We start from the raw sequence: 26,169 nt of genomic DNA, 5'->3' as shown, positions 1-26,169 counted from the left end.
GCCGCTGATGCCGAACGACGAGACGCCGGCCCGGCGGGTACGCCCGTCGGCCGCCCAGGGGCGCGCCTCGGTGAGCAGCGCCAGCGGGCCGGCCGACCAGTCCACGTGCGGCGTGGGCGCGTCGACGTGCAGCGTCGCCGGGAGCGTGCCGTGGCGCAGCGCCAGCACCATCTTGATCAGGCTGGCCGCGCCCGCCGCCGCCTGCGTGTGGCCGAGGTTCGACTTGACCGAGCCGAGCCAGAGCGGCCGGTCCGTCGGGCGGTCCGGCCCGTACGCGGCGGCGAGCGCCTGGGCCTCGATCGGGTCGCCGAGCGTGGTGCCGGTGCCGTGCGCCTCGATCGCGTCGACGTCGGCCGGGGTGAGGCCGGCGTTGGCCAGGGCGGCCCGGATGACGCGTTGCTGGGCCGGTCCGTTCGGCGCGGTCAGGCCGTTGGACGCGCCGTCGGAGTTGACCGCGCTGCCGCGCACCACGGCGAGGATCCGCCGCCCGTCGCGTCGGGCGTCGGAGAGGCGTTGCAGCAGCAGGACACCGACGCCCTCGCCCCAGCCGGTGCCGTCCGCGGCGGCGGCGAACGCCTTGACCCGCCCGTCGGCGGCGAGTCCGCGCTGCCGGGAGAACTCCAGGAACGCGCCGGGTGTCGACATCACCGTGACGCCGCCCGCGAGGGCCAGGTCGCACTCGCCGGAGCGCAGCGCCTGCGCGGCCAGGTGCAGCGCGACCAGCGACGAGGAGCAGGCGGTGTCGACGGTGACGGCGGGGCCGTGCAGGCCGAACGCGTACGCCAGCCGGCCGGAGACGACGGACGCGCCGTTGCCGGTGGCCTGGTAGCCCTCGACCTCGGCGCGGGCGCCGAGCAGCAGGGTCGCGTAGTCCTGCCCGTTGGTGCCGACGAACACGCCGGTGGCCGAGCCGCGCAGCCGCTGCGGGTCGAGGCCGGCGGACTCGATCGCCTCCCAGGTGGTGTGCAGCAGCAGCCGTTGCTGCGGGTCCATGGCGAGCGCCTCGCGCGGGTTGATCCCGAAGAACGCGGCGTCGAAGCCGGCCACGTCGGCGAGGAAGCCGCCGCTGCGGGTGTAGCTGGTGCCGACGCGCTCCGGGTCGCTGTCGAAGAGCCCGTCGAGGTCCCACCCCCGGTCGGTGGGCATCGGGCCGACGGCGTCCACACCGTCGGCGAGCAGCCGCCACAGCTCCTGCGGGGAGGACACGCCGCCGGGGAACCGGCAGGCCATCGACACGATCGCGATGGGTTCGTCGGCGGCCGGCCGGGCCGACGCGTGGGCGGCCTCGACCGGCGCGTCCGCGCCGGCCACCATCGCGGTACGCAGGAAGCGCGCCAGCTCGGCCGCCGACGGGTGGTCGAAGACCACTGTGGAGGGCAGTGTCGTGCCGGTGGCCCGGCCGACCCGGTCCCGCAGCTGCACCGCGGCCAGCGAGTCGAAACCGAGGTCGCGGAACGCGCGGTCGGCCGGCACCTGGTCGGTGGAGGGGTGTCCGAGCACGGCGGCGGCCTCGGCGCGGACCAGGTCGAGCAGCAGCGTCTCCTGCCCGGCCGGCGGCAGCCCGGCGAGTCGGGCGCGGAAGCCGCCGTCGGTCGGCTCCGGCTGCCCGCCGTCGACCGCGACGGCCGGGGCGACCCGGTCGAACAGGTGGCTGGGGCGCGCCGCCGTGTACGCCGCGACGAACCGGGACCAGTCCACGTCGGCGATCACCGGGGCCGGTTCGGGAGCGTTGACCCATCGGCCCAACGCGGCGACGGCGGTGGTCGGCGGCAACGGGTCGAGCCCGCGGCGGCGCAGCCCGTCCGCCGTCTCCCCGGCGGCCATCCCGTCCTGCGCCCACGGGCCGTAGGCGAGCGCGGTGGCCGGCAGACCGGCCGCGCGGCGGGCGGCGACCAGCGCGTCGAGCAGGGCGTTGCCGGCGGCGTAGCCGGCCTGCCCGCCACCGCCCCAGACGCCGGCGACGGAGGAGAACACCACGAACGCGTCGAGGTCGCGGTCCTGACAGGCGGCGTCCAGGTGCATCGCGCCGAGCACCTTGCCGGAGAGGGTGCGGGCCAGGTCGGCGGTGGTCAGGTCGTGGGCGGCGGCCGGGTCGCCGGCGACGCCGGCGGCGTGCACGACGGCGGTCAGCGCGGGCAGGTCGTCCACCAGGTCGGTGACGGCGACCGGGTCGCTGACGTCGCAGGCGACCACCCGGACCGCGCCGATCGTGGCGGCGAGGTCGGCCGCGCCGGGGGCGTCCGGGCCGCGCCGCGACGCCAGCACCACCTCGTCGGCCCCGTTCGCCAGCAGCCAGCGCGCCACGTGCCGGCCGAGCGCGCCGGTGCCGCCGGTGACCAGCACGGTGCCCCGGGGCCGCCAGCCGGCGCCGGCCGGCGCCGTGGCCGGGAGGAGCCGCCGGGCGTAGACGCCGCTGCGGCGTACTGCCACCTGGTCGTGGGCGCCGTCGGCGAGCAGCGCGACGAGCGCGGCGCGGGTGGTCCGGTCGGCGCGGGCGGGCAGGTCGACCAGGCCGCCCCACCGGTCCGGGTGTTCCAGGGCGACGGCGCGGCCGAGGCCCCAGGCGGACACGGCCCGGACGTCGCCGCCCCGGTCGCCGGGGGCGACGGCCAGCGCGGCGCGGCTGAGCGCCCACACCCGGCCGGGCCGGCCGGTGTCGGTGAGCGCCTGCACGAGCGTGAGCAGCGCGGCGGTGCCGGCCGGGACCGCCGGCGCGCCGGGCAGCGGCCGGTCCTGCCGGGGCAGGACGCAGAGCACGCCGGTCCAGCCCTGGTCGTCGCCGAGGCGTCGGAGGCGCTCCGCCAGGTCGTTGCGGTCGGCGCCGGCCGCGATGGTGAGCGTGTCGACGGTGGCGCCGGCCTCGGTGAGTGTCCTCGGGACGCCGCCGTCGGCGCCGCCGCCGACGGTGGCGACCAGCCACCGGCCGGTCAGCCCGGCTGCGGCGGCGGGACGCACCGGCTCCCACCCGATCCGGTACGCCCCGCTGTCCGGTCCCCGGGTGCGGGCGCGGTGCCAGTCGGCGAGGACCGGCAGCGCGGAGCTGAGCGCGTCGGCGGCGGCGTCGTGGCCGAGGTGTGCGGCGAGCGCGGCGGGGTCGCCGCTCTCCACGGCGGCCCAGAACTCGGCGTCCGGCGCGGCCGGCGTGCGGGTGCTTGGCGCGGGCCAGTAGCGCTGGTGCTGGAAGGCGTAGGTGGGCAGGTCGACGCGGGTGGCGTCGGTGCCGGCGAACCAGGGCGTCCAGTCCACCGGCACGCCGTGGACGTGCAGGTCGGCCAGCCCGGCCAGCAGCGCGGCGCTCTCGTCCCGGTCCCGGCGTTGCACCGCGACCGCGAGCCCGTCTCCCTCGGCAAGGACCTCGGCGGTCAGCGCCGTGAGCACACTCTGCGGCCCGATCTCCAGGAACGTGTCCACCCCGGCGTCGCGCAGCGCGGTGATCCCGTCGGCGAAGCGGACCGCCTGGCGGACGTGCCGCACCCAGTAGTCCGGGTCCGTCAACTCCCCCGGCTCCGCGATGGCACCGGTCACGTTGGACACCACCGGCAGCAGCGGCGCGGCGAACGTCAACCCGTCCAGCACGCCGCGGAACTCGGCCAGCATCGGCTCCATCAGCGGACTGTGGAACGCGTGGCTGACGGTGAGCCGACGGACCCGGACGCCCCGGTCGCGCCAGGTGTGCTCCAGCGCGGTCAGCGCGTCGAGGTCACCGGAGACGACCACCGACGACGGCCCGTTCACCGCCGCGATCCCGATGTCCGTCCGGCCGGCGATCATTCCGGCCACGTCGGACTCGGGCGCGGCGACCGCCAGCATCCCGCCGCCGGCCGGCAACGCCTGCATCAACCGACCCCGCGCCGCCACCAACGCACACGCGTCCGACAGCGACAACACCCCCGCCACGAACGCGGCCGTGACCTCACCGATCGAGTGACCACCCACGAAGTCCGGCGTCACCCCGAACGACTCGACCAGCCGGAACAGCGCCACCTCGACCGCGAACAACCCCGCCTGCGTGAACCACGTCTGATCCAACAGGTCCCCGTCACCGAACAACACCGGCTTCAACGGCTGCGGCAGCAACGGATCCAGGTGACCGCACACCTCATCGAGGGCGGACGCGAACACCGGGAACGCCGCGGACAACTCCCGACCCATCCCGGCGCGCTGCGCGCCCTGACCGGAGAACAGCACCGCGAGCGGGCCGCGCCGCACCGCGTCACCGGAGAGCACCGCGCCGGACGGCGTACCGGCGGCCAGCGCGCGCAGCGCGGTGAGCAGGTCGTCCCGGCCGGCGACGGCCAGCACGGCCCGCCGTTCCAGGGTGGCCCGGGTGGTCGCCGAGGACCAGGCCAGGTCCACCGGTCGGAGCGTGGCGTCACCGGCAAGGCGACGTGCCCACCGCTCGGCCTGGCCGGCCAGGGCCGCGTCGGTCCGCGCCGACAGCAGCACCGGCAGGTGGGCGCGGGCCGCGCCGGCGGTGGTGGCGGGCCGGTCCTGGCCGTCGGCGCGGGTGGGAAGCACGTCACCGTCGATCACCGTTCCGGCCGGGCCGGCGGTGGCGGGTGGCTGTTCGAGGACGACGTGGGCGTTGGTGCCGGAGATGCCGAACGACGACACCGCCGCCCGGCGGGGCCGGTCCCGGTCGGGCCAGGGCATCGGGGCCGTGGCCAGGGTGACCGCGCCGGCGGTCCAGTCGATGTGCGGGGACGGCTCGTCCACGTGCAGCGTCGGCGGCACCAGGCCGTGCCGCATGGCCAGGACCATCTTGATCACCCCGGCGACGCCGGCGGCGGCCTGGGTGTGCCCGAGGTTCGACTTGATCGACCCCAGGAGCAGCGGCGTCTCGCGGTCCTGGCCGTAGGTGGCCAGCAGCGCCTGCGCCTCGATCGGGTCACCGAGCGTGGTGCCGGTGCCGTGCGCCTCGACGACGTCCACGTCGGCCGTGCCCAGCCGCGCGTTGGCCAGGGCCTGGCGGATCACCCGCTGCTGCGACGGACCGTTCGGGGCGGTCAGCCCGTTCGACGCGCCGTCCTGGTTGACCGCCGTGCCCCGCACCACGGCCAGGATCCGGCGGCCCTCCCGCCGGGCGTCGGAGAGCCGCTGCACCAGCAGGACGCCGGTGCCCTCACCCCAGCCGGTGCCGTCGGCGGCTGCGGCGAACGACTTGCACCGACCGTCGGCGGCGAGTCCACGCTGCCGGGAGAACTCGATGAACGTACCGGGTGTCGCCATCACCGTCACGCCGCCCGCGAGCGCCAGCTCGCACTCGCCGGAGCGCAGCGCCTGCGCGGCCAGGTGCAGCGCCACCAGCGACGACGAACAGGCGGTGTCCACGGTGACCGCCGGACCCTCCAACCCGAACGTGTACGCCAGCCGGCCGGACAGCACGCTGCCCGAGGTGCCCACGCCGACGTAGCCCTCGACCTCGGCCGACGACTCGACCAGCCGGGTCGCGTAGTCGTGGTACATCACGCCGGCGAACACGCCGGTGCGCGAGCCACGCAGCGTCGCCGGGTCCAGGCCGGCGGACTCGAACGCCTCCCACGACGTCTCCAGCAGCAGCCGCTGCTGCGGGTCCATGGCCAGGGCCTCGCGGGGGCTGATGCCGAAGAACGCGGGGTCGAAGTCGGCGGCGTCGTAGAGGAAGCCGCCCTGCGTCGCGTACGAGGTGCCGCTGTGGTCCGGGTCCGGGTCGAACAGCGACTCCAGGTCCCAGCCCCGGTCGGCCGGGAACTCCGAGATCCCGTCCCCACCGGCGGCCAGCAGCTCCCACAACTGCTCCGGGTTCGCCACCCCACCCGGATACCGGCAGGCCATCCCGACGATCGCGATCGGCTCGTCCAGCCCGGTGGTGGTGGCCGCCGTCGGGGTGGCCGCGTCCGGCCGGCCGCCGGCCAGTTCGGTCCACACCTGCGCGGCGAGCGCGGCCGGGGTGGGGTGGTCGAAGACGAGCGTGGACGGCAGTCGCAGCCCGGTCGCGGCGTTGACCCGGTTACGCAGGTCGACGGCGGTCAGCGAGTCGAAGCCCAGTTCCCGGAACGCCCGGTCGGCCGGCACCGCGTCCGCGCCACCGTGCCCGAGCACCTGCGCCACCAGTCCTCGGACCAGCACGTCGACCTCGGCGCGGGCCTGGTCGTCGGTGAGCCGGGCCAGCCGGTCGGCCCAACCGCCGGTGCCGGCGAGCCGCCGGGTGGCGGCGGACCCGACGAGCGGGGCCAGCATCGACGGTACGGGAGCACCGGCCGCGCGCAGCGCGGTCAGGTCGATCACCGTGGGTACGAGGGCCGGTCGGTCGGCGGTGAGCGCGGCGTCGAACAGGGCCAGACCGACGTCGGTGCCCATCGGGGGCAGTCCGGCCCGCGTCGACCGCCGCCGTTCCTCCTCGCTGAGCGACGCCGCCATCCCGGCGGTGTCCCACATTCCCCACGCCAGGCTGACCGCCGGCAGGCCCTCCTGCCGACGATAGGTCGCCAGCCCGTCCAGGAACGCGTTGCCCGCCGCGTACGCCGCCTGCCCCGGCGAACCCAGCACCCCGGCGAGGGACGAGAACAGCACGAACAGGTCCAGGTCGAGGCCCTGGGTGGCCTCGTGCAGCCACCACCCCGCCGTCACCTTCGGCGCCAGCACGCCCGCCAACCGGTCCGCGGTCATCGCGGACACCACGCCGTCGTCCAGGACGCCGGCGGTGTGCACCACTCCGGCGAGCCGACCCGGCACCTCGGCGACCAGCCGGTGCACCTGGTCCCGGTCGGTGACGTCGCACGCCACCACCGACACCGCCGCGCCCAACCCGGTCAACCGCTCGACAAGTGCCGCCGCGCCCGGCGCGGCCGGGCCCTGCCGCGACACCAGCACCAGCGACCGCACCCCGTGCCCGGCCACCAGATGCTCGGCCACCAGCGCGCCCAGCGCCCCCGTGCCACCGGTCACCAGCACTGTGCCGGCGTCGCCGGCGACCGGCGCGACCGTGTCGCGGTCGGTCGTGGGAGTCTCATCGACCGGGTCACCGTCAGCGGCGTGCGCGCGCCCGACCGTCGCGTCCGCGCCCGCGGCGGCGACCGGCCCGAGTGCGGCGCGGGCCAGGTGCGGGGTCAGCGCGGCACCACCACGCAGCGCCACCTGGCCGCCGGTGGCAGGCAGGTCCCCCGCCACACCGGCAAGCACCGACAGCACGATGTCGTCGAGGTCCCGATCCACATCGGCCAGGACGATTCGGCCCGGATGCTCCGACTGCGCCGACCGCAACAGCCCCCACACCGCCGCACCGGCCAGATCCACCACCCGGTCGCCGTCCGAGGCCGCAATCGCGCCCCGGGTCACCACCACCAACCGCGAATCCGCCAACGGCTCGGCGGCCAACCACGCCTGCACCGTCGCCAGCACGTCCGAGGTGACTGTCCGAACCGCTTCCGGCGGCGTCACGTCGGACGGCGCGGTCACCGGCAGCACGAACAGCTCGGGCGCCCCGGCGGCGAGCACCGCCGGCACGTCCGGGTACGTCGGCAGCCCGTCGACGGGCGCGCCGAGCGCCGCCCAGTCGCCGATCCGCCCCGGGCGCGCCGGCGCGGGTTCCCAGCGCACCTCGTAGAGGGAGCGGGCGCCGGTCGCGGGCAGGCCGGTCATCTCCCGCAGGTGCAGCGCGTCCACCGACACGACGGGCGCGCCGGTCTCGTCGGCGGCGGCCAGCCGGACGGCGTCGCCGTCGCGGGTGAGCCGTACCCGGAGCACTGAAGCGCCGGTGGCGTGCACCTGGACGCCCTCGAACGTGAACGGGACGCGTGGTCCCCCGGTGCCGGGCGTGGGCAGCAGGCCGATCGGGTGCAGGGCGGCGTCCAGCAGCGCCGGGTGGATGCCGAACCGCGCCGCGTCGCCGGCCACGTCGTCCGGGAGGGCGATCTCCGCGTACGCCGCGTCCTCACCGGTCCAGGCCCGCCGTACGCCCCGGAACGCCGGCCCGTACGCCAGGCCGTGCGCGGCGAGCGTCGGGTACCAGTCGGTGAGGTCGACCTCGGTCAGCCCGGCGGGCGGCCAGGCGCCGACGGTGGGCTCGTCAGGCACCGACGGTTCGAGGATGCCGTCGGCGTGCCGGGTCCAGCCGGCGTCGGGGTCGTCCTCGGGTCGGGAGTGGACGGTGAGGGCGCGTCGGGTGCCGGCGCCGTCGACGCGTACCTGGAGGCGCAGCCGACCGGTGTCGGGCAGGACCACTGGCGTGGCGACGGTGAGGTCGCGCAGCCGGGGCACGCCGGCCTCGTCTCCGGCGCGGACGGCGATCTCGACGAGCGCGGCGCCGGGGAGCAGGGTGGTCCCGGCGACGGCGTGGTCGGCCAGCCAGGGGTGGGTGGCGAGGGAGAGTTGGCCGGTCAGGACGACCGTGCCGTCGCCGGCCAGCTCGACGGTGGCGCCGAGCATGGGGTGCGCGGCGTCGCTCAGCCCGGCGCCGGAGACGTCGCCGGGGCGGTGGCGGGCGGTCTCCGGCCAGTAGCGCCGGTGCTGGAACGCGTACGTGGGCAGGTCGATCCGGGTGGGCGCGGGGCCGGTGAACCACGCCTCCCAGGAGACCGGGACGCCGTGCACGTGCAGCTGGGCCAGCGCGGTGAGCAGCGCGGGCGTCTCGGCGCGGTCGCGACGTTGCGCGGCCACGGCGAGCGCGACGTCGTCGTCGGGCAGGATCTCGGCGGTCAGCGCGGTCAGCACGCTCTGCGGGCCGAGTTCCAGGAACGTGTCCGCGCCGGCCGCGCGCAGCGCGGTGATCCCGTCGGCGTAGCGGACCGCCTCGCGGACGTGGCGCACCCAGTAGTCGGGGGTGCGCAGGTCGTCACCGTCGGCGAGCGCGCCGGTCACGTTCGACACCACCGGCAGCAGCGGCGCGGCGAACGTCAACCCCGCCAGCACGCCGCGGAAGTCGGCCAGCATCGGCTCCATCAGCGGGCTGTGGAACGCGTGCGACACGGTCAGACGGCGCACCCGCACGCCCGCGTCCCGCCACGTGCCGTCGAGCGCGGCCAGGGCGTCGAGGTCACCGGAGACGACCACCGAGGACGGCCCGTTCACCGCCGCGATCCCCACGTCCGCCCGGCCGGCGATCAGTCCGGCCACCTCCGCCTCCGGGGCGGCCACGGCGAGCATCCCGCCACCGGCCGGCAACGCCTGCATCAACCGACCCCGCGCCGCCACCAACGCACACGCGTCCGACAGCGACAACACCCCCGCCACGTACGCGGCCGTGATCTCCCCGACCGAGTGCCCACCGACCAGGTCCGGCACCACCCCGAACGACTCGACCAACCGGAACAGGGCCACCTCGACCGCGAACAGACCCGCCTGCGTGAACCACGTCTGATCCAACAGGTCACCGTCACCGAACAACACCGGCTTCAACGGCCGCGGCAGCAACGGATCCAGGTGACCGCACACCTCATCAAGGGCGGACGCGAACACCGGGAACACCGCGTACAACTCCCGGCCCATCCCGGCGCGCTGCGCGCCCTGCCCGGAGAAGAGGATCGCCAGCCGGCCGCGCGGCGTCGGGACGCCGCTGACGGCACCGCCGGACGGTTCGCCGGCGGCCAGCGCCCGCAGACCGGCCAGCAGGTCGTCCCGGTCGGCGGCGGGCACCACGGCCCGTCGCTCCAGCGCGGGTCGGGTGGTCACGGACGACCAGGCGACGTCGGCCGGTCGCCACGCCTCGTCGCCGGCGAGCCGGTCGGCCCACCGGTCGGCCTGGGCGGCCAGGGCCGCGTCGGTACGCGCCGACAGCAGCACCGGCACCACTCCCGGGCCGGCCGGCCGGTCGGCTGCCGCGTCGCCGGCGTCGGAGACAGGGGGCTGCTCCAGGATGACGTGGGCGTTGGTGCCGGAGATGCCGAACGACGACACCGCCGCCCGGCGGGGCCGGTCCCGGTCGGGCCAGGGCGTCGGGGCCGTGGCGAGGGTGACCGCCCCGGCGGTCCAGTCGATGTGCGGGGACGGCTCGTCCACGTGCAGCGTGGCGGGAACGATGCCGTGCCGCATGGCCAGCACCATCTTGATCACCCCGGCCACACCGGCGGCGGCCTGCGTGTGCCCCAGGTTCGACTTCACCGACCCGAGCAGCAACGGCCGACCGTCCGGCCGGTCCTGCCCGTACGTGGCCAGCAGCGCCTGCGCCTCGATCGGGTCACCGAGCGTGGTGCCGGTGCCGTGCGCCTCGACCGCGTCCACGTCGGCCGTGCCCAGCCGCGCGTTGGCCAGGGCCTGGCGGATGACCCGCTGCTGCGACGGACCGTTCGGCGCGGTCAGCCCGTTGGACGCGCCGTCGGAGTTCACCGCCGTGCCCCGCACCACCGCCAGGATCCGGCGGCCCTCCCGCTGGGCGTCGGAGAGCCGCTGCACCAGCAGGACGCCGACGCCTTCGGACCAGCCCGTCCCGTCGGCCGAGGCGGCGAAGGACCGACACCGGCCGTCCGGGGACAGGCCGCGCTGGCGGGAGAACTCGACGAACGTGCCGGGCGTCGCCATCACCGTCACGCCGCCGGCCAGGGCCAGGTCACACTCCCCCGACCGCAGCGCCTGCCCGGCGAGGTGCAGCGCCACCAGCGACGACGAACAGGCGGTGTCCACGGTGACCGCCGGACCCTCCAACCCGAACGTGTACGCCACCCGGCCGGACAGCACGCTGGCGGAGGTGCCGGTACCGACGTAGCCCTCGGCGTCCGGCGGAAGGTCGGCCAGGCGGGAGGCGTAGTCGTGGTACATCACGCCGGCGAACACGCCGGTGCGCGAGCCGCGCAGGACGGCCGGGTCGAGGCCGGCGGACTCGAAGCTCTCCCAGGACGCCTCCAGCAGCAGCCGCTGCTGCGGATCCATGGCGAGCGCCTCGCGGGGCGAGATGCCGAAGAAGCCGCTGTCGAAGTCGGCGGCGCCGGTCAGGAAGCCGCCGTGCCGGGCGTACGAGGTGCCGGGGTGGTCCGGGTCCGGGTCGTAGAGCGCGTCGAGGTCCCAGCCCCGGTCGGCGGGGAACGCGGAGATCCCGTCCCGGCCGCCGGCCAGGAGCTGCCAGAGCTGCTCGGGGTTGTCGACGCCGCCGGGGTAGCGGCAGGCCATGCCGACGATGGCGATGGGCTCGTCGGTGTCGGCCGCCCGCACGGCCGCGCGGCGGGCGGTGATCCGGCCGGAGACCAGTTCGAAGAGGTGCGCGGCGAGCGCGGCCGGGCTGGGGTGGTCGAAGACGAGCGTGGACGGCAGCCGCAGCCCGGTCGCGGCGTTGACCCGGTTACGCAGGTCGACGGCGGTCAGCGAGTCGAACCCGAGTTCCCGGAACGCCCGGTCGGCCGGCACCGCGTCCGCGCCACCGTGCCCGAGCACCTGCGCGACCAGCCCTCGGACCAGCACGTCGACCTCGGCGCGGGCCTCGTCCTCGGTGCGGCCGGCCAGCCGGTCGGCCCAGTCGCCGCCCGCGCGGACCTGCCGGCGGGTGGCGGTCGGGCCGGTGAGGGCGCGGAGCACCGTCGGGACCGGCCCGCCGTCGAGGGCGGCCCGCAGCGCCGGTACGTCGACGACGGCCGGCACGAGCGCCGGCCGTCCCTCGGCGAGGGCGGCGTCGAACAGGGCCAGTCCGACGTCGGTGCTCATCGCGGGCAGCCCGGACCGCGCCGAGCGTTGCCGCTCCCCCTCGCTCAGCGACGCCGCCATCCCCGCGGTGTCCCACATCCCCCACGCCAGCGACACCGCCGGCAGACCCTCCTGCCGCCGCGCAACCGCCAATGCGTCCAGGAACGCGTTGCCCGCCGCGTACGCCGCCTGACCGGGCGAACCCAGCACCCCGGCGAGGGACGAGAAGAGCACGAACAGGTCCAGGTCGAGGTCGCGGGTCGCCTCGTGCAGTGCCCATGCGGCCGTCACCTTCGGCGCGAGCACGCCCGCCAACCGCTGCGGAGAGATCGCCGACACCACACCGTCGTCCAGCACACCGGCGGTGTGCACCACCCCGGCCAACCGACCCGGCACCTCCGCGACCAGCCGAGACACCTGATCCCGATCGGTCACGTCGCACGCCACCACCGACACCGCCGCACCCAACCCGGCCAACCGCTCGACCAGGGCGTCCGCGCCCGACGCGGACGGGCCCTGCCGCGACACCAGCACCAGCGACCGCACCCCGTACCCGGTCACCAGATGCTCCGCCATCAGGGCACCCAACGCGCCGGTGCCGCCGGTCACCAGCACCGTGCCGTCACCGACACCGACACCGACACCGACGCCGGAGGCGGAGGCGACGGAGGCGGCGCGGACCAGGCGGGGCACGGACACCCGGCCGTCCCGGATCGCCACCTGGCCGCCGGCCGGGTCGGCGGTGACGCGGGCGAGCAGCGCCAGGGTGTGCGCGTCCGGCTCCCGGTCGAGGTCGGCCAGCACGATCCGGCCCGGGTGCTCGGACTGCGCCGCGCGCAGCAGACCCCACGCCGCCGCGCCGGCCAGGTCGGTCACCGGGTCACCGTCGCCGGTGGACACGGCGCCCCGGCTCAGGACGACCAGTGCGGTCTCCGCGAGCGGGTCGGCGGCCAGCCAGGACCGCACGGTGGCGAGCACGTCGGTGGTGACCGCGCGGACCGCGTCCGGGGTGGGCAGGTCGGTGGCGGGCAGCGGCAGGACGAGGACGCGCGGCGGCGTCCGGCCCGCATCGACGGCCTCGACCAGCGCCGCCACGCCGGGGTACGCGGGCAGCCCGGTCGGGCCGTCGCCGGTCAGCGCCGCCCAGTCGGACGGCGCCTCGGCCGGCGTGACGTCCTCCGGCTGCCAGCTCAGCGCGTACAGGGACCGGGCGGCGACGCCGGGGACGACCGCGCCGGTCAGCTCCCGCAGCACCAGCGCGTCGACGGAGACCACCGGCGCGCCGGAGGAATCCACGGCGACCAGCCGGACGGCGTCGCCGGCGCGGGTGAGCCGGACCCGCAGGACGCGGGCGCCGGCGGCGTGCACCTGAAGTCCGTCGAGGGTGAACGGCACGCGCGGGCCGTCGCCGGGGAGCACCAGCCCGGCCGGGTGCAGGGCGGCGTCCAGCAGAGCCGGATGGACCCCGAACCGGGCCGCCTCCCCGGCGGTGTCGTCCGGAAGCGCGACCTCGGCGTACGCCTCGCCGTCGCCGGTCCAGAGCCGGCGCAGGCCCTGGAAGGCCGGCCCGTAGGTGAGGCCGTGCCCGGAGAGGGTCGGATACCAGTCGGTCAGGTCCACCTCGGTGAGCCCGGCGGGTGGCCAGGCGAGGGTGGGCTCGTCCGGCCAGGGCGGGTCGAGGACGCCCTCGGCGTGCGCGGTCCAGTCGGTGTCGCCGTCGGGCTGGGAGTGGATGGCGACCGGACGGCCGCCGGTGCCGTCGGGTGCGCCGACGCGTACCTGCACCCGCACCGCGCCGGTCTCGGGCAGCACCAGCGGCGCGGCGAACGTGAGATCGCGGATGCGGGGGGCGCCGACCTCGTCGCCGGCGCGGACGGCCAGCTCGGCGAGCGCGGTGCCGGGCAGGAGCACGGCGCCGGCCACCACGTGGTCGGCGAGCCACGGGTGGGTGGCAAGCGACAGCCGGCCGGTGAGCAGGACCATCTCGGCGCCGGCGACGGCGACGGCCGCGCCGAGCAGCGGGTGGCCGACGTCGCCGAGCCCGGCGCCGCTGACGTCGCCGGGACGGATCCGGCCGGTGGGCAGCCAGTACCGCTGGTGCTGGAACGCGTAGGTGGGCAGGTCGACCCGGGTCGGCTCGGCGCCGGTGAACCAGGGCCGCCAGTCGACCGGCACGCCGTGCACGTGCAGGTCGGCCAGCGCGCCCAGCAACGCGGCTGTCTCGTCCCGGTCGCGACGCTGGGCGGCGACCGCGAGCGCGTCGGGCAGGATCTCGGCGGTCAGCGCCGTGAGCACGCTCCGCGGGCCGATCTCCAGGAACGTGTCCACCCCGGAGTCGCGCAGCGCCGCGACGCCGTCGGCGAAACGGACCGCCTGCCGGACGTGCCGCACCCAGTAGTCGGGGTCGGTCAGCTCCGCCGGGTCCGCGATCGCACCGGTCACGTTGGACACCACCGGCAGCAGCGGCGCGGAGAAGCCCAGCCCGTCCAGGACGGCGCGGAACTCGGCCAGCATGGGCTCCATCAGCGGGCTGTGGAACGCGTGCGACACGGTCAGCGCGCGGGTCCGGACGCCGCGTTCGTGCCACCGCCGCGCGATCCCGTCGAGCGCGTCGACCGGTCCGGAGACCACGACGGAGGACGGGCCGTTGACGGCGGCGACACCCAGGCCGGGCACGCCGTCGAGCGACGCCAGCACGTCCGCCTCACCGGCGGCGACCGCCAGCATCCCGCCGCCGGTCGGCAACGCCTGCATGAGCCGGCCCCGCGCGGCGACCAGCGTGCACGCGTCGGGCAGCGACAGCACGCCGGCCAGGTACGCGGCGGTGACCTCCCCGATCGAGTGCCCGCCGACGGCGTCCGGGGTCACCCCGAACGACTCGACCAGGCGGAACAGCGCCACCTCGACCGCGAACAGTCCCGCTTGCGTGAACCGCGTCTGGTCCAGCAGATCGTCCTCGCCGAACAGCACCGGCTTCAGCGGCTGCGGCAGCAGCGGATCCAGGTGTGCGCACACCTCGTCGAGCGCGGCGGCGAACACGGGGAACGCCGCGTACAGGTCACGGCCCATGCCGGCGCGCTGCGCGCCCTGACCGGAGAAGAGGACGGCCAGCCGGCCGCGCGGGGTGCGCGTACCGGTGCGGGTGACGGCGGCCGGTGCGCCGGCGGCCAGCGCCCGCAGCCCGGCCAGCAGTTCGTCGTGGTCGCCGGCGGTGACGACGGCGCGGTGGTCCAGGACGGTGCGGCCGGTCACCGAGGACCAGCCGACGTCGACCGGGCGGGCCGTGTCGTCGCCGGTGAGCCGGCGGGCCCAGCGGTCGGCCTGCGCGGCGAGCGCGGCGTCGGAGCGGGCGGAGAGCAGCACCGGCGTGAGCGCGCGCGGCGTCGGGCCGGCGGCGCGGGCCGGTTCGGCGGGCGGCGCCTCGATGACCACGTGGGCGTTGGTGCCGCTGACCCCGAACGAGGAGACGGCGGCGCGGCGGGGCCGGTCCGACGCCGGCCAGGGCCGCGCCTCGGTCAGCAGCTCGACCGCGCCGGCGGTCCAGTCGATGTGCGGGGACGGCGCGTCCACGTGCAGGGTCGCCGGGGCGACGCCGTGCCGCATGGCGAGGATCATCTTGATGATGCCGGCGACGCCGGCGGCGGCCTGGGTGTGGCCCAGGTTCGACTTCACCGACCCGAGCAGCAGCGGCCGGTCCGCCGGGCGGTCCTGCCCGTACGTCGCGAGCAGCGCCTGGGCCTCGATCGGGTCGCCGAGCGTGGTGCCGGTGCCGTGCGCCTCCACCACGTCCACGTCGGACGGGTTCAGCCGCGCGTTGGCCAGGGCCTGCCGGATAACCCGCTGCTGGGAGGGGCCGTTGGGGGCGGTCAGCCCGTTGGACGCGCCGTCGGAGTTGACGGCGGTGCCCGCCACCACGGCGAGGATGCGCCGACCGTCGCGCCGGGCGTCGGAGAGCCGCTGCACCAACAGCACACCGACGCCCTCGGCCCAGCCCGTGCCGTCGGCGGCGGCGGCGAAGGACTTGCACCGCCCGTCGGCGGCCAGCCCGCGCTGGCGGGAGAACTCGATGAACGTGCCCGGGTTCGCCATCACCGTCACGCCGCCGGCCAGGGCCAGGTCGCACTCCCCCGACCGCAGCGCCTGCCCGGCCAGGTGCAGCGCCACCAGCGACGACGAACACGCCGTGTCCACGGTGACCGCCGGACCCTCCAACCCGAACGCGTACGCCACCCGGCCGGACACCACGCTGCCGGAGGTGCCGGTGCCCAGGTAGCCCTCCACGCCGTCCGGCAGGTCGCGCACCCCGGCCGCGTAGTCGTGGTACATCAGGCCGGCGAACACGCCGGTGCGGGAGCCGCGCAGGGTCGCCGGGTCCACGCCGGCGGACTCGAAGCTCTCCCAGGACGCCTCCAGCAGCAGCCGCTGCTGCGGGTCCATGGCGAGCGCCTCGCGGGGCGAGATGCCGAAGAAGCCGCTGTCGAAGTCGGCGGCGCCGGTCAGGAAGCCGCCGTGCCGGGCGTACGAGGTGCCGGGGTGGTCCGGGTCGCTGTGGAACAGGGTGTCGAGGTCCCAGCCCCGGTCGGTGGGGAACTCGCCGATGCCGTCGCGCCCGGCGGCCAGCAGCTCCCACAGGTCGTCGGGGCTGTCGATCCCGCCCGGGTAGCGGCAGGCCATCCCGACGATCGCGATCGGCTCGTCGACACCGGTCACCGCCGTGGCGCCGGCCCGGGTGGCGGTGGCGCCGCCGAACTGCTGGTACACGTGAGCGGCCAGCGCGGCCGGGTTCGGGTGGTCGAAGACCAGCGTGGACGGCAGCCGCAGCCCGGTCGCGGCGTTGACCCGGTTGCGCAGGTCCACCGCGGTCAGCGAGTCGAAGCCCAGCTCCTGGAACGCCCGGTCGGCCGGCACCGCGTCCGCGCCGCCGTGCCCGAGGACCTGGGCGACGAGGCCGCGGACCAGCAGGTCGACCTCGGCGCGGGCCTCGTCGGCGGGCAGCGCGGCGAGCCGCCCGGCCCAACCGTCGACCGCCGCGCCGGCCTGCCGCCGGGCGGGTGCGGCGCCGGCGAGGGCGCGCAGCATCGGGGGTACGCCGCCGGCGGCCCGCAGCGCCGGCAGGTCGAGCACGGCCGGTACGAGCGTGGCGTCGTCGGCGGTGACGGCGGCGTCGAAGAGCGCGACGCCGACCGGGGCGGTGATCAGGCCGAGTCCGGCGCGGGTCACCCGGGACCGGTCGGCCGCGCCGAGACCGGCCGCCATGCCGTCGGTGTCCCACATGCCCCACGCGAGCGCGTGCCCGGGCAGGCCGAGGGCGCGGCGGTGGGTGGCGAGGGCGTCGAGGAAGGCGTTCGCGGCCGCGTACGCGCCCTGACCGGGGGAACCGAGCACGCCGGCGATCGACGAGTAGGTGACGAACAGGTCGAGGTCGAGGCCGGCGGTCGCCTCGTGCAGGTGCCAGGCGGCGTCGACCTTGGGGGCGAGGACCCGGGCGAGGCGGTCGGCGTCGGTGCCGGTGACGACGGCGTCGTCGAGCACGCCGGCGGTGTGCACCACCCCGGCGAGCCGGTCGCCGTCGGTGAGCCCGGCGACCAGGTCACGCACGGCGTCGGGGTCGGTGAGGTCGACGGCGAGCACCCGGACCCGGGCGCCGAGCGCGGTCAGGTCGCCGGCCAGTTCGGCCGCGCCGTCGGCGTCGGGCCCGCGCCGGCTGACCAGGGCCAGCGAGTCGACGCCCCACGCGGTGACCAGGTGCCGGGCGAGCAGGCCGCCGAGCGCGCCGGTGCCGCCGGTGACCAGGACGGTGCCGCCGCGGGTGCGCGGGCCGGGGGCGGGCGGGGCGTCGGCGCGTACCAGTCGGGGGGTGAGGGTGGTGTCGCCGCGCACCGCGACCTGCGCCGCGGTCGGGTCGTCGGCGGCGGCCGCGAGCAGCGCCAGGGCGGCGGCGTCGGGGTCCCGGTCGAGGTCGGCCAGGACGATCCGGCCGGGATGCTCGGACTGGGCGGAGCGGACCAGGCCCCAGACGGCGGCGCCGGCCAGGTCGGTGGCCGGGTCGTCCGGCCGGGCCGGCATCGCGTCGCGGGTGAGCACGACGAGGCGGGCGTCGGCGGTCGCGTCGGTGGTCAGCCAGTCGCGCAGCGCGGCGAGCACGCCGGTGGTGGCGGCCCGGACCGTGGCCGGCGACGTCGGGCCGGTCGGCACCGGCAGCAGCACCAGCGGGGGTACGTCGCCGGCGGCGAGCAGTCCGGTGACGTCCGGGTGGGCGGGGGCGTCGGGCAGGGCGGGCAGCGGCGCGCCGAGCACCGCGACGGGGGGCGGCGTGGGCGGGGTGAGCGGTTCGGCGTGCCAGGCGACCCGGTACAGCGCGCGGGCGGCCCGGGCGGCGGCCGGCGGCTCGGCGCCGGTCAGCTCCCGCAGTACCAGCGCGTCGACGGTGACGACGGGCCGGTCGGTGGGGTCGACGGCGAGCAGCCGCACGCCCGTGCCGGCGCGGGTGAGCCGGACCCGCAGCGTGTCCGCGTCGACGGCGTGCACCTGGACGCCGGTGAACGCGAACGGGGCCTTGGGTCCGGTGGTGCCGTCGCCGGGCAGCAGCGCGGCGGGGTGCAGCGCGGCGTCGAGCAGGGCGGGGTGCACGCCGAACCCGGCGGTCCGGTCGGGGCCGGTCGGGGGCAGTGTCACCTCGGCGTAGACGGTGCCGTCGTCGGCCGTCCAGGCGCGGCGCAGGCCCTGGAACGCCGGCCCGTAGGTCATGCCGTGGCCGGCGAGGGCGTCGTACCAGCCGGTGAGGTCGGTCTCGGCGGCGTGCGGCGGGGGCCACGCGCCGAGGCCGGCGTCGTCGGTGGGAACGGCGGCGTTGAGCAGTCCCTCGGCGTGGCGGGTCCAGTCGCCGTCGGGGTCGTCGTCGGGCTGGGAGTGGACGGTGACGGCGCGCCGCCCGGTGTCGTCGCGCGGGCCGACCCGGACCTGCACCGGCACGGCGCCGCGTTCGGGGAGCACCAGCGGCGTGACGACGGTCAGCTCGCCGATGCGGCAGGGGCCGAACTCCTCGCCGGCGCGCAGCGCGAGTTCGACGAGCGCGGTGCCGGGGACCAGGACCGCGCCGGCGACGACGTGGTCGGCGAGCCACGGGTGGGCGGCCAGGGAGAGGCGGCCGGTGAGCACGGCGGCGTCCTCGCCGGCCAGCCGGACGGCGGCGGCCAGCAGCGGGTGGCCGGCGGCGCCGAGGCCGGCGCGGGTGACGTCGGCGCCGGCGCCGGCCGGGCGCAGCCAGTACCGGTCGCCGCCGAACGCGTAGGTGGGCAGGTCGACCGGGCCGGTCGCGGCGTCGCCGAGGACCGGGGTCCAGTCGACGTGGCCGCCGGCGGCGACGAGTTCCGCCAGCCCGGTGAGCAGCGCGCGCGGCTCCGGGCGGTCCGCGCGTTGGATGGCGACGGCCGACGCGGTGTCGGCGGTGTCCCGGACGAGCGCGGTGAGCACGCCGCGCGGGCCGATCTCCAGGAACGTGTCCACCCCGGCGTCGCGCAGCGCGGTGATCCCGTCGGCGAAGCGGACCGCCTGGCGGACGTGCCGCACCCAGTAGTCCGGGTCGGTCAACTCCCCCGGCTCCGCGATGGCACCGGTCACGTTGGACACCACCGGCAGCAGCGGCGCGGCGAACGTCAACCCGTCCAGCACGCCGCGGAACTCGGCCAGCATCGGCTCCATCAGCGGACTGTGGAACGCGTGGCTGACGGTGAGCCGACGGACCCGGACGCCCCGGTCGTGCCAGGAGCGCTCGATCTCGTCCAGTGCGTCGAGCGACCCGGAGACCACGGTCGACGTCGGACCGTTGACCGCCGCGACACCCAGCTCCGCCCGACCCGCGATCGACGCCGCCACCTCGGCCTCCGACGCGGCGACCGCCAGCATGCCGCCGCCGGCCGGCAACGCCTGCATCAACCGGCCCCGCGCCGCCACCAACGCACACGCGTCCGACAGCGACAACACCCCGGCCACGAACGCGGCCGTCACCTCACCGATCGAGTGCCCACCCACGAAGTCCGGGGTCACCCCGAACGACTCGACCAGCCGGAACAGCGCCACCTCGACCGCGAACAGGCCGGCCTGCGTGAACTGCGTCTGGTCGATCAGGTCACCGTCGCCGAACAGCACTGGCCGCAGCGGCTGCGGCAGCAACGGATCCAGGTGACCGCACACCTCGTCGAGGGCGGACGCGAACACCGGGAACGCCGCGGACAACTCCCGGCCCATCCCCGCGCGCTGCGCGCCCTGACCGGAGAACAGCACCGCCAGCGGACCCCGGTCGGTGGCGCGGCCGGTGACCAGGTTGTCGGCCGGCTCGCCGGCGGCGAGCGCGCGCAGCCCGGCGGCCAGGTCGTCGTGGTCGGCGGCGAGCAGCACCGCCCGGTGCTCCAGCGCGGTCCGCGCGGTCAGTGACGCACGGGCGACGTCGGCGAGGTCGGGCCGGTCGGGCGCGACCAGCGCGTCCGCCCAGTGGGCGGCCTGCCGGGCCAGCCCGCCGTCGCCGCGCGCCGACAGCAGCACCGGCACCAGCGGCGGCGTGGGCCGGTCGGCCGGCTCGTCCGCGACCGCCGGCGGCTGCTCGACGATGACGTGGGCGTTGGTGCCGCTGACGCCGAAGGACGAGACGGCGGCCCGGCGCGGTCGGCCGGTCTCCGGCCACGGCCGGGCCTCGGTCAGCAGCTCGACCGCGCCGGCCGACCAGTCGACGTGCGGGGTGGGCTCGTCCACGTGCAGCGTGCGGGGCAGGACGCCGTGGCGCAGCGCCTGCACCATCTTGATCACCCCGGCGACACCGGCGGCGGCCTGGCTGTGGCCGATGTTGGACTTGATCGAGCCCAGCCACAGCGGCTCGCCGGCCCGGTCCTGCCCGTACGTGGCCAGCAGCGCCTGCGCCTCGATCGGGTCGCCGAGCGTGGTCGCGGTGCCGTGCGCCTCGACCGCGTCCACGTCGGCGGTGGTCAGGCCGGCGGCGGTGAGCGCGGCCCGGATGACCCGCTGCTGGGAGGGCCCGTTGGGGGCGGTCAGGCCGTTGGACGCGCCGTCCTGGTTGACCGCGGAGCCGCGGACGACGGCGAGCACGCGGTGGCCGTTGCGGCGGGCGTCGCCGAGCCGCTCCACGACCAGCACGCCGACGCCCTCGGACCAGCCGGTGCCGTCGGCGGAGGCGGCGAAGGAGCGGCAGCGGCCGTCGGCGGCCAGCCCGCCCTGCCTGGTGAACTCGACGAACGCGCCCGGGGTGACCAGCACGTTCACGCCGGCGGCGACGGCCAGGTCGCACTCGCCCTGGCGCAGCGACTGCACCGCGAGGTGCAGCGCCACCAGCGACGACGAGCAGGCGGTGTCCACGGTGACCGCCGGGCCCTCCAGGCCGAACGTGTAGGCGACCCGGCCGGAGATGACGCTGTGCGCGCCGCCGGTGAGCCGGTAGCCGTCCAGGTCGCGGGTCTCGTCGCCGGCGCCGTAGCCGGACGGGGACGCGCCGACGAACACGCCGGTCGAAGTGCCGTGCAGCGTGTCCGGGGCGACCGCCGCCTGCTCGAACGCCGCCCAGGTGGCCTCCAGCAGCAGCCGCTGCTGCGGGTCCATCGCGAGGGCCTCGCGCGGTGAGATGCCGAAGAACTCGCTGTCGAACTCGGTGGCCCGGTCGATGAACCCGCCGTGGCGGGTGAACGAGCGGCCCGGCGCGTCCGGGTCGGTGGCGTAGAGCCGGTCCAGGTCCCAGTCCCGGTCGGTGCGGAACTCGGTGATGCCGTCGCGGCCCTCGGCGACCAGCTCCCACAGCCCGTCGGGGTCGCTGACGCCGCCCGGGTAGCGGCAGCTCATCCCGACGATGGCGATCGGCTCGTCGACGGTCGGCGCGCCGGCCGGGGTGTCGGCGGCGACGCCGTCTCCGTCGGGCAGCCGCAGCAGCGTGGCCAGGTGGCCGGCCAGCACGGCCGGGCTCGGGTAGTCGAAGATGACGGTGGTGGGCAGCGCCAGCCCGGTCGCGGCGGTGAGCTGGTTGCGCAGCTCCACGGCGGTCAGCGAGTCGAAGCCGAGGTCGCGGAACGCGCGCCGGGGGCGCACCGCGTCGGTGCCGGTGTGGCCGAGCACGGCGGCGGCGTGGTCGCGGACCAGGTCGGTGAGGCGGCGTTCCCGGTCGGCGGGGGCCAGGTCGAGCAGGTGCCGGCGCAGCGCGGCGGCCCGGTCGTCGACGTCGTCGGCGGGCCGTTCGGCCAGCGCCGCCCGGGCCTCCGGGATGTCGGCGAGCAACGGCCGGGGCCGGGCGGAGGCGTACGCGGGGGCGAACTGCGCCCAGTCGACGTCGGCGACGACGAGCGTGGTCTCGCCGTGCTCGACCGCCCGGCGCAGGGCGAGCAGCGCGGCGGCGGGCTGCATCGGGTTCAGGCCGCGCCGGCTGAGCAGCCGCTGCGCCTCCTCGGTGGTGGCCATGCCGCCCTCGGCCCAGGCGCCCCAGGAGATCGAGGTGGCGGTGCGGCCGGCGGCGCGGCGCCGCTCGGCCAGCGCGTCCAGAAAGGCGTTCGCGGCCGCGTACGCGCCCTGGCCGCCGCTGCCCCACACGCCGGAGATGGAGGCGAACAGCACGAACGCGTCGAGGTCCCGGTCGCCGAGCAGCTCGTCGAGGTGGGCGGCGCCGGCGACCTTGCCGGCCATCACGTGGTCGAACACGTCCAGGTCGGTGTCGACCAGGGCGGTGAGCCGGGTGACGCCGGCGGCGTGCAGCACGGCGGTCAGCGGCGCGACGTCGTCCAGCCCGGCGACGAGCGCGGCGACCTGGTCCCGGTCGGCGAGGTCGCAGGCGACCACGCTGACCCGTACCCCGTCGGCGGTCAGCTCGTCGACCAGCTCGCGGGCGCCGGCGGCGTCGGGGCCACGGCGGCTGGTCAGCACCAGGTGCTCGGCGCCGTTGGCGGCCAGCCAGCGGGCGGCCTGCGCGCCGATCGCCCCGGTGCCGCCGGTGATCAGCACCGTGCCGCGCGGCTGCCAGCCGGTGAGCTGGCCGGAGGTGCGGGCCGTGGTGCGGGCCAGCCGGCGCGTGAACGTGCCGTAGGGGCGCACCGCGACCTGGTCCTCGTCGCCCGCGCCACCGCCGAGGACGCGGACGACCTCGGTCCACGTCGCCGCGTCGGGGTCGGCGGGCAGGTCGAGCACGCCGCCCCACTGCCGGGGGTGTTCCAGGCCGATCACCCGGGCCAGGCCCCACAGGGCGTGCTGGGCGGCGCTGGCCACCGGCTCGGCCGGGCCGGTGCCCACCCCGCCCCGGGTGAGGCACCACAGCGGCGCGGTCAGGCCGGCGTCCTGCAGGGCCTGCACCAACCGGGTGGTGGCGACCACGGCGGTGGGGACGCCGGGGTGCCCGGGATGGTCGGTCTCGGCCAACCCGAGCAGGGACACGATCACCGCCGGTCCCCCCGGCTCGTCGGCGACCCGGGCCGCCAGCTCCGCCCGGGTGGCGCGGGCCGGGTCGACGGCCAGTGTGCGCAGTGCCGCCCCGTCGGGCAGGGCGGCGGCGAGCGACTCCAGCCAGGCGTCCACGCGGGCGTCGTCGGCCGGGCGCAGCACCAGCAGGTCACCGGTGACGGTGGCGCCGGTCGCCGGGGCGGCCGGCTGCCACACCACCCGGTACGACCAGCCGTCCAGCACGGCCCGTTGGAGGCGGGCGCGGCGCCACGACGACAGCAGCGGCAGCGCCGGGGCGAGCACCTGCGGGTCGGCGTCCCCGGCGGTGAGGGCGGCGACGTCGGCGCGTTCCACCGCCGACCAGAACTCCACGTCGACCACGTCCGGTCCGACCGGCCCGGCGTTGCCGGCGGCCATCCGCTCCGGCCAGTAGCGCCGGCGCTGGAACGCGTACGTGGGCAGGCCGGTGAGGACCGGCGCGGGGGCGAGGACCCGGCGCAGGTCGACCGGCAGTCCCTCGGCGTGGGCGTGGGCGAGGCTGGTCAGCAGCCGCAGCCGGGCGTCCTCGCCCCGGCGCAGCGTGGACAGCGCGCGGCCGGTGGTGCCGGTGTCGTCCAGGACGGCCGCCACCGACATGGTGAGCACCGGGTGCGGGGACACCTCGACGAAGTCGGTGTGTCCGGCGGCGATCGCGGTCCGCACGGCGGCGTCGAACAGCACCGGCAGGCGCAGGTTGTCGGCCCAGTGGTCGGCGTCGAGCCGGGCGCCGGCGAGCCAGTCGCCGGTGACCGTGGAGATGATCGGCACGTCGCCGTCGCGGGGGGTCAGGCCGGCCAGTTCGGTGCGGAGACGGTCGGCGACCGGCGCCACGGCCGGGGAGTGCGAGGCGTAGTCCACGGCCACCAGTCGGGCCCGTACCCCGTCGGCGACCAGCGCGGCGACCAGGTCGGCGACCGCCTGCGACGGCCCGGCCACGGCGGTGGTGGCGGGGCCGTTGACCACGGACACGGTGACGCCCTCGGGCAGGCGGGCGGTCAGCTCGGCGGCCGGCAGGTCGACCGCGGCCATGGTCCCGGTGCCGGCGACGTCGGCCAGCGCCCGCAGCCGCAGCGCCAGCACCGTCACCGCGTCGGCCAGCGTCAGCGCGCCGGCCACGTGCGCCGCGACGATCTCGCCCTGGGAGTGGCCGATCACGGCGCGCGGGCTCACGCCGGCGTGCCGCCACAGCCGGGCCAGGGCCACGCCGACGGCGAACAGCGCCGGCTGGGCCACCTCGGAGCGGGTCAGCCAGGTGTCGTCGGCGCCGGTGAGCACGGCGGCCACGTCGACGTCGAGCCAGCGGTCCAGTTCGGCCTGGCACTCGGCGAGGGCGTCGTCGAAGACCGGGCAGGCGCCGATCAGCTCGGCGGCCATGGCGGCGTGCTGGGCACCCTGGCCGGGGAACACCCAGACCGGTCCCTCGCCCGCCTCGCCGGCCTGGCCGCTGACGACGGCGGCGGTGGGCGTGCCGGCGGCGACGGCGTCGAGACCGGCGAGCAGCTGCGCCGGGTCGGCGGCCACCACGGCCGCGCGGTGCTCGAAGACCGACCGGGTGGTGGCCAGTGACCAGGCCAGTCGGGCCGGGTCGAGGTCGGCGTGGTCGCGGACGTGGCGGGCCAGGCGGGCGGCCTGCTCGCGCAGCGCCTCGGCGGAGCGGGCGGACAGCGACCAGACGGTGGCCGGGCCGGCGACCAGGGCGGGCCGCTCGTCGTCGGGCGTCGGGGCGGGCGCGGGGTCGGCCTGTTCCAGGATGACGTGGGCGTTGGTGCCGCTGATGCCGAACGAGGACACCGCGGCCCGGCGCGGCCGCTCCACCCGCGGCCACGGGCGGGCCTCGGTGAGCAGGGACACCGCGCCGGCGGACCAGTCGATGTGCGGGGACGGCGTGTCGACGTGCAGCGTCGCGGGCAGCCGCCCGTGCCGCATCGCCTGCACCATCTTGATCACACCGGCGACGCCGGCGGCGGACTGGCTGTGCCCGAGGTTCGACTTGACCGAGCCGAGCCAGAGCGGGTCGCGCCCGTCCCGGTCCTGCCCGTACGTGGCGAGCAGCGCCTGGGCCTCGATCGGGTCGCCGAGCGTGGTGCCGGTGCCGTGCGCCTCGACCGCGTCGACGTCGCCGGTGTCGAGCCGGGCGTTGCTCAACGCCTGGCGGATGACCCGCTGCTGCGACGGCCCGTTCGGGGCGGTGAGTCCGTTGGACGCGCCGTCGGAGTTGATCGCGCTGCCGCGCAGCACGGCGAGCACCGGGTGGCCGTGGCGGCGGGCGTCGCTGAGCCGTTCGACGAGCAGCAGACCGACGCCCTCGGCCCAGCCGGTGCCGTCGGCTGCGGCGGCGAACGACTTGCACCGCCCGTCGGAGGCGAGCCCGCGCTGGCGGGAGAAGCCGACGAACGCGCTGGGGCTGGCCATCACGGTCACGCCGCCCGCGAGGGCCAGGTCGAACTCGCCGGCCCGCAGCGCCTGCGCGGCCAGGTGCAGCGCGACCAGCGACGAGGAGCAGGCGGTGTCCACGCTGACGGCCGGCCCCTCCAGGCCCAGCGCGTAGGCGATCCGGCCGGAGACGACGCTGGTGACGGTGCCGGTGAGCAGGTAGCCCTCGTCGGCGTCCAGCGCGCCGCCGTCGGCGCCGACGCCGTAGCCGTTGGCGGCGGTGCCGACGAACACGCCGACCTTCTGCCCGCGTACCGAGGACGGGGCGATGCCGGCGCTCTCGAACGTCTCCCAGGAGGTCTCCAGCAGCAGCCGTTGCTGCGGGTCCATGGCGAGGGCCTCGCGGGGCGAGATGCCGAAGAACTCGGCGTCGAACCCGGCCGCGTCGTAGAGGAAGCCGCCCTGCTGGGTGGTGGAGCGGCCGGACCGGTCGGCGGACGGGTCGTAGAGGTTGGCCAGGTCCCAGCCCCGGTCGGTGGGGAAGCCGCCGATCGCATCACCGCCGCCGTCGACCAGGTCCCACAGCTGCTCCGGGGTGGACACCCCGCCGGGGTAGCGGCAGGACATCGCGACGATCGCGATCGGCTCCCGGGCCGCCGCGGTCAACTGCTGGTTGAGCTGCTTGAGCCGGCTGGTCTCCTTGAGGGAGGCCCGAAGCGCCTCGACGACCTTGTCTGCGGACGTGGACAT

Annotated in this window: 1 protein-coding gene (cut by a window edge); it reads right to left on the bottom strand. The window is 76.9% G+C overall.

Translation table 11 applies throughout. The features are described 5' to 3' along the window. Nucleotides 1-26,169, bottom strand: partial view of a type I polyketide synthase gene (locus ACN27B_RS24065; protein ID WP_422741582.1) — the 5' portion only. It extends 3,444 nt beyond the left edge of the window; 26,169 of the gene's 29,613 nt are visible here — the first part of the coding sequence; its start codon is at nt 26,167-26,169; the stop codon falls past the left edge of the window.

Origin of the sequence: Micromonospora sp. WMMD754 (genome assembly GCF_049315235.1) — a bacterium.
GTDB classification, from domain to species: Bacteria; Actinomycetota; Actinomycetes; order Mycobacteriales; family Micromonosporaceae; genus Micromonospora; species Micromonospora sediminicola.
This window is presented reverse-complemented; position numbering and strand designations above follow the sequence as displayed.